3 protein-coding genes and 2 pseudogenes are annotated in these 4,665 nt (G+C 66.7%); all 5 read right to left on the bottom strand.

Annotation, left to right across the window (positions count from 1 at the left end):
- Window positions 1-170 (bottom strand): annotated as a pseudogene (locus ACWEVR_RS33895) (glutamate-binding protein); the annotation flags it as partial.
- 12 nt (window positions 171-182) lie between these two features.
- Window positions 183-911 (bottom strand): amino acid ABC transporter ATP-binding protein, encoded by a 729-nt coding sequence (locus ACWEVR_RS33890; protein ID WP_452470193.1) that lies wholly within the window; start codon window positions 909-911, stop codon window positions 183-185.
- Between the two features lie 459 nt (window positions 912-1,370).
- Window positions 1,371-2,945 (bottom strand): hypothetical protein, encoded by a 1,575-nt coding sequence (locus tag ACWEVR_RS33885; protein WP_452470192.1) that lies wholly within the window; start codon window positions 2,943-2,945, stop codon window positions 1,371-1,373.
- Window positions 2,942-4,039 (bottom strand): glycosyltransferase, encoded by a 1,098-nt coding sequence (locus tag ACWEVR_RS33880; protein ID WP_452470191.1) that lies wholly within the window; start codon window positions 4,037-4,039, stop codon window positions 2,942-2,944. The genes ACWEVR_RS33885 and ACWEVR_RS33880 overlap by 4 nt, the downstream gene beginning before the upstream one ends.
- A 20-nt stretch (window positions 4,040-4,059) precedes the next feature.
- A pseudogene (locus ACWEVR_RS33875) lies at window positions 4,060-4,665 on the bottom strand (hypothetical protein); the annotation flags it as partial.

Here is a 4,665-nt window from a genome sequence, read left to right as displayed (position 1 = left end):
TTGCGCAGGCCGAGACCCGGCTGGTCGAACTTGATGCCGACGGTCAGCTTGCCTTCCTTGGCGTGGTCGAGCGCGCTGCCCTCGTCACCGCCGCCACAGGCGGTGAGCAAGGTAGCCGATACCAGTGCCACGACGCCGATCTGGACGCGCAGGCTAGGTTTGATCCGCATTTGGATTTCCCTTCAGTGAGTGAGAATTTTGCCGAGGAAGTCCCTGGCGCGTTCGGATTTCGGAGCGGTGAAGAACGTCTCGGGCGCAGCATCTTCGACGATCTGGCCGTCGGCCATGAACAACACCCGGTCGGCGGCTCGGCGCGCGAAGCCCATCTCGTGGGTGACAACGAGCATGGTCATGCCCTCCTTGGCGAGGGAGACCATGACGTCGAGGACCTCGTTGACCATTTCCGGGTCGAGCGCCGAGGTCGGCTCGTCGAACAGCATGACCTTGGGGTGCATCGCGAGCGACCGCGCGATGGCCACGCGCTGCTGCTGTCCACCGGAGAGTTGAGCGGGGTATTTGTCGACCTGGTTGGCGATACCGACGCGCTCGAGCAGGACCATGGCGTGTCTGCGAGCCTCATGTTTGCTTTTCCCGCGCACTTTCGTGGGCGCCAGCATGACGTTTTCCAGAATTGTCTTGTGCGCGAACAAATTGAACGATTGGAACACCATTCCGACATCCGCGCGCAGCGCGGCGAGGCCTTTGCCTTCGGCGGGCAGGGCCACGCCGTCGATGCTGATGTCACCGGAATCGATCGGCTCGAGGCGATTGATGGTGCGGCACAGGGTTGATTTCCCCGAACCCGACGGGCCGAGGACGATCACGACCTGGCCACGGGGTACGTCGAGGTGGATATCGCGCAGCACGTGGAGGTCACCGAAGTGTTTGTCCACGTTGCGCATCGAGATCATCGGCACGGCAGCGGTGGCTGGTGCGGCATCGTCGGTCATGCCGAAAAAGATAGTTCTGATTCGCCGAAATGCATTGTGCTCGACCGAATTCGACCACGTCCGCACCAAGTCGACAACTGCTGGTAACCCGACACCTGCTGGTAACCTTCATGCCTTACGCGTGTCCGCTGACGGAAATGTCGTGGTCACCGGGAATGCCTACCTGCCGCCCCACAGATCGAGCAGCCCTGAAATAGGGCTCGTACCGGCGGCGGCGGCACCTGTCGAGCCTCGGCGCTCGCGTAGTCGCGGATCGGGCGGTAGTCGAGTTTGTCAATTGTTTTCCGTGGGAGTGCAGAATGCACGCGAATGCGACAGCGGGAAACCCTCACGGTTTCGGTGAATACACCCGATCGGTGGTGAGGCCCGGTCGGTATCTCGCCCGAACCAACCGCCCGGTCGCCGCGCGCCGCGGGCCCATCAGGCGGCGCTGGCGAATGCGCGGGCGGGATCGGCGGTGTTGGTCGCGGTGGCGTGGAAGAGTTCCCCGGATTCGATGAGGCGGTCGATCATGCCGTCACACGGGATGGCGGCCTGGAAAGCAGGACGGGCGCCGTCGAGGTGACCGTGGGCGACCGCCACCTGGAGCAGGTCGCGCGAGTGCAGCGCGAACGAGGTCGCCAGGTGACCACCGGCGGCCGCCGCCTCGGTCGCGCGCGCCAGCCAATCATCGAAATCGGCGTACGGGTAGTGCAGGATCATGGGCGCGGTCACGGTGCCTGCGGCTTGGGAGTAGCCGGTGAAGGTGTGCTTGTCGGCGGGTGTCGCATCGGCGGTGAGGCGGATCGCGCTGCGAATGGCCGGCGCGTCGAGGAAGGTGGACCGGCCGCTGACGCGGAAGACCGCGCATTCGGTGAACGGATTGCTCACCGGGTGTGGCCGGGGGATCGCCTCGTGAGCAAGGAAGGTCACCTGGTCGGCCCCGTCGATCTGCCAGCGGCGGCGACCGTCGTCGTGGAAGATCTCGCGCGGACCGAGTGGGAGCAGCCATCGCATGTCTGCGGCGCGGGCTGTCGGCAGCGCGGCGGCGATATTGGCGACCTCGCGATCGACCGGGTCGGGCGTTGTTGTCACGTTGGCGCACACGAGCACCGAATACTCCTGGCCGACCGCTGACGCCGTGGCTCGCACGGCCGGATCATCGGAATAGACGATGAGCAGGTCGGCATAACGGGCGTGATGGTCGAGCCAGGTGCGTAAACCGGCGTTCGGCGCGTCGATCGTCGCGCAGATCGCGGTCGGTTGATGTCCGCGCGGACGACGGCCGTCGCCGACGCCGCGCAACACCGTCGTCGTCAGATCGTCGATCCCGTTGTCGCGCAGGTACTCGTGGTACTCGGCGAACGGGTCGACCCCGGTCGCGCGTGCCGCGGTGAGATTGGGGCCGCCGATGGGCCGGGTGTGCCGCAGCGGCGTCGCGTCGATGATGGCGAGCGACTCGGTCGAGGGGAGCAGTCGTGGCCAATGGAAGTCGAGTCCCCAGCCGGTTTGGGTGCCATTGAAGGTCGGCAGGCAGGCCAGCAGGAAGTCGTGGCGGAAGCAGGGCGCCATGATCTCGACGAAGTTGGTGTAGCGCAGCTCGAATCTGCGGTCGACCACGGTGATCTCGTGGGTGTAGTAGCTGTCCTCGGTCAACGCTGGTTGCGACAGGGCCAGGTGGTAGGCGGCCGCGTAGTCGAACATCGCGTTGATGGTCGCGGTGTCGGTGGCGAGGTCGTCGTCGGGTAGCCAGACGTAGTCGTAATGATCGAGCATGCCGGCCAGGTCGACGGTCAGCACATGATGCAGCGCAGGCCATTTCGGGCCGGGCCGGTCGAGCCGGACGATATCGTCGGCGCGATACCGGTCGGGGTCGGTGCCGAAGTAGCTGACGACGAAGTCCCAGGTGCGGGGGATCCGGTCGGTGAGCCAGCTCTCGTGCAGCGACGAGTCGCCCGCGCGCAGGATCACCAGATTGCGGTGCCGACCCAACCGGCTCTCGACTTCTCGGGTCACGGCGTCCCCTCTCCTTCGCTGTACCAGCCCTCGCCCCACAGGGTGTTCAGGCGCGTGAAGTAGGCTTCGTATTGCGGTGCCACCACATCGGTGGAGAATCGGGCGATGGCGTAGTCGCGGATCGCCTGGTGGTCGAGCTTGTCGACCGCTTCGGCGGCGTCGAGGAAGTCACGCAGGGTGCGGCAGCGGAAACCGTGCACGCCGTGGGTCACCGTCTCGGTGAACACTCCCCAATCGGTGGTGATGACCGGGGTGCCGCACAGCATCGCCTCCACGTGCACACCGCCGAACGGCTCGAGGTACAGCGACGGCACGAACACCGCGCGCGCCCGGCTCATCAAATCCGCCCGTCGTGGCCCGTCGACCACCCCGACGTACTCGGCGAGCTCGGCCGGCGGCGGCGGACCCGCGCCCGCGACGACGAGCCGTACGCCGAGCCGCGCGCAGGTCTCGAGCGCGATGTGCAGGCCCTTGGCCTCGACGAGCCGACCGATGTAGAGGAAGTAGTCGTCCTTCTCCGCGCTGAAGGTGAACTCGTCGACCTCGTAGTAGTTGGGGATCACGGCGTCGTAGAACTGTCCGCGCGCGCTCATCACCCCGCCCGGCATCGTGGCCTGCGAGCCGTACACCGAGTGCATCCACGCGTAGCTCTCGAACACGCGATAATTGGCGAACACGCCCGCATAGCCGATGCCGTACTCGACGGTCATGAGCTCGGGGAAGGTGTCGGCGATGGCGCGCTGACACGTACCGCCGAGCAGACAGATGAAGTCCCGATCCGCGCGGCGCTTGGCGATCTCGGCGATCGCGCGTCGGTTGGTCGTGGTCCAGTGCGGGGCGAACGGCTCCCAGGTGAGATTGTTCTCGTCGCGAGAAAGGTCGTTGCCGCCGAACCACTCGGCCTGCTCGGCCTTGGTCACGATCGGCACGAACTCCGCGCACTCGGCGTCGTTCTCCTCTCCGCCGTAGAGGACGACGTCGTGGCCGCGCGCGGTCATCATGGTGGCGAAGCGGCGATGCTTCTGCGTGTACGCGCACGGCTGATAGTGCTTGGTGGTTTGCGTATTGGGGAAGTTGACGACATGAAAACGCATGGTGGCATTCACATTCCGGGTCAGCGGTCGATGATTGGGCGAACCGAGAGCGGGTCCTCGCCGATTGCCTCGTCGAGATGCTCTTCGCTGTCGAGGTAGGCCGGACGCTTGCGCTGCTGTTGCTGCTGGCCCTGCCCGGCGCCCGCGCCGCCCATGCCGCCGCCCATCGGGTAGCCGCCGTAGGGCATGGTCGCGCCAGGGGCGATCCCGGCGCGGCCGAGCGCCTCGCCGACGGCGCCGGTGCCGCCGATGGATACCGCCCGGGGAAAGAGCTTGTCCTCGCCCGTGGTCATGCCTTTCGCGGAAATCGGCGAGCCCGCGCTCGCGCCTGCGCCGCCGCCACCGCCGCCTGCCCGCGTCGGACTCACGTCGAAGCCGAAGGGGCCGGTCGCTCCCGTCGGTCCCCAGGGGCCCGTGGCGAACGGTCCGGCGGCGAAGGGGCCGGTGGCGAACATGCCGGTGACTCCGGACGCCAAGGTCTGTAGGGCCTGAGATAGCTGTGACAGTGGGCTCGTGTCACCGGTCGGTCCCTGTCCGGCGGGGCTGCCGGTTGGTTGGCCGGTGGTGTTGGTGCCGGTGGGTCCGCCGGTGGTGGGTGGTGGGGTGCCGCCGGAGCCTTTGCCGCC

The organism is Nocardia sp. NPDC003979 (assembly GCF_053605015.1).
This window is presented reverse-complemented; position numbering and strand designations above follow the sequence as displayed.

What these genes read in the sequence shown, in the direction of transcription:
- ACWEVR_RS33890 (WP_452470193.1), bottom strand. Translation starts at nt 911, where the DNA reads ATGATCTCGATGCGCAACGTGGACAAACACTTCGGTGACCTCCACGTG.
- ACWEVR_RS33880 (WP_452470191.1), bottom strand. Translation starts at nt 4,039, where the DNA reads ATGCGTTTTCATGTCGTCAACTTCCCCAATACGCAAACCACCAAGCAC.